Consider the following 2,381-nt stretch of genomic DNA (forward strand, 5'->3'; position numbering starts at 1 on the left):
GGTGCGTTGTCGTTGCGGGATGCGGCGCGGGTGGTGGCGTTGCGCAGCAAGGCGTTGCTGCGGTTGGCGGGCACCGGTGGCATGGTTTCGGTGGCTCTTCCCGCCGCCGAGGTCGAGCAGCGGCTGGACCGGCACGCCGGACGGATCTCGGTGGCAGCGGTGAACGGACCCCGCTCCGTGGTGGTGTCGGGCGAGGTGACCGCGCTGGACGCACTGCTCGGCGAGCTGGAGGCCGACGGCGTGCGGGCCCGCCGGATCCCGGTCGACTACGCCTCGCACTCCGCGCACGTGGAGGGGCTCCGCGCGGAACTGCTCGACGTGCTGGCACCGGTCCGGCCGAGGACCGCCGAGGTGCCGTTCTTCTCGACGGTCGACTGCACGTTCAAGGACGGCGCGGAACTGGACGCCGAGTACTGGTACACCAACCTGAGGAACACGGTGCGCCTGGAGGAGGCGACGCGGGCACTGGCCGAGGCCGGGTTCCGCTGGTTCGTGGAGGCCAGCCCGCACCCGGTGCTCACCGTCGGCATCGAGGAGACCCTCGCCGACCTCGGCCCGGCCGGGGCCGCCGCGCGGACGCTCTCCACCTTGCGACGGCAGGAGGGTGGGCTCGACCGGTTCCGCCGCTCGCTCGCCGAGGGTTTCGTGAACGGTCTGCCGGTGGACTGGAGCGACGCGATCCCGGCCGGTGCCGGGCCCGCCGCCGAGCTGCCCACCTACCCCTTCCAGCGGGAGCGGTACTGGCTGGACCAGGTCGCCGACCAGGCCGACGTCAGCTCCGCGGGTCTGCACACGGCCGGTCACCCGCTGCTCGGAGCGGTCGTCGAACTCGGCGACGGCAGCGGCGTCCTGCTCACCGGCCGGCTCTCGCTCTCCGGCCACCCGTGGCTGTCCGGCCACGCGCTGTCCGGTACCGCGCTGCTGCCCGGCACCGGGTTCCTGGAGATGCTCAACCGGGCCGCCGAGGCCGTGGACGCCGACCGGGTCGACGACCTCACCCTGATCGCCCCGCTGGTGCTCCCCGAGAGCGGCGCCGTCGCCGTCCAGGTGGCGATCGCGGAGGCCGACGAGTCCGGCCGCCGGGCGGTCACCGTCTACGCCCGGCCCGACACCGACGCCGCCGACGAGGAGTGGACCGTCCACGCCACCGGTGCCGTCAGCCGCGCCGACGGCGCACCGCGACCCGCCGGCCCACTGACCGGCGCCTGGCCGCCGCCCGGGGCGACCCGGATCGACCTCTCCGACGCGTACGGGCGGCTGGCGGAACTCGGCTACGAGTACGGCGCCCCCTTCCAGTGCCTGCGCGGACTGTGGCGACAGGGCGACGAGCTGTACGCCGAGGTCGCCCTGCAGCCCGCGGAGCAGCGCGACACCCAGCGCTTCGCGATCCACCCGGCGTTGCTGGACGCCGCCCTGCACCCGCTCGCCATGGGCGAGTTGGACGAACCCCGGCCCGGCGCGCTGCCGTTCGCCTGGACCGGCGTCCAGGTGCACGCCGTCGGCGCCACCGAGCTGCGGGTCCGGCTGGCCAGGCGCGCCGACGGCACCGCCTCGATCGAGCTCGCCGACCCGACCGGTGCGCCGGTCGCCACCGTCGAATCCCTGGCGCTCCGTGAGCTCGCCCAGGACCAGGAACAGCTCCGCGGGCGCGCCCTGCCGCTGCACCGGATCGACTGGCAACCGCTCACCGGCCTCGACACCACCCCCGTCAGCTGGGCCCTGCTCGGCCCCGACCCGCTCGGCCTGTCCGCCGGCGCCTCCGAACAGCTGCCGGACCTTGCCGCCCTCCTCGCGGAGGACCGCACCGCCCCGCTTCCCGAGGTGGTGGTGTGTCAGGTGGGGTTGGTGGATGAGGGGTTGGGTGTGGCGGTGGGTGCGCGGGGTGTGGTGGAGGGTGTGTTGGGTTTGGTGCAGGGGTGGTTGGCGGTGGAGCGGTTGGCGGGTGTGCGGTTGGTGGTGGTGACGGCGGGTGCGGTGGGGCCGTGGGGTGGTTCGGGTGTGGGTGGTTTGGGTGGTGCGGGTGTGTGGGGGTTGGTGCGGAGTGTGCAGTCGGAGCATCCGGGGCGGTTGGTGTTGGTGGATGTGGGGGTTGGTGCGGGTGGGGTGAGTGGGTGGTTGCCGGGGGTGTTGGCGTCGGGTGAGGCGCAGGTGGCGGTGGGTGCTGGGGGTGTGGTGGTGCCGCGGTTGGTGCGGGTGCCGGCGGTGGCGGGTGGTGGCTCATCGGGTGGTGGTTCGTCGTCCGGGGCCGGGTTGTCGTTCGGTGGGGGGACGGTGTTGGTGACGGGGGCGGGTGGTGCGTTGGGTGGTGTGGTGGCGCGCCGTTTGGTGGTGGGTCATGGGGTGCGGCGGTTGTTGTTGGTGTCGCGTCGTGGTGTGGGTGA

At 73.9% G+C, this 2,381-nt stretch carries 1 protein-coding gene; it reads left to right on the forward strand.

What is annotated here, in order from left to right:
- Positions 1-33 precede the first annotated feature (33 nt).
- The coding region (locus ACFV18_RS32830) for an acyltransferase domain-containing protein (protein WP_380488972.1) at positions 34-2,381 on the forward strand (2,348 nt) is incomplete at its 3' end.

This window comes from Kitasatospora sp. NPDC059673 (assembly GCF_042734215.1).
Lineage (GTDB): Bacteria > Actinomycetota > Actinomycetes > Streptomycetales > Streptomycetaceae > Kitasatospora.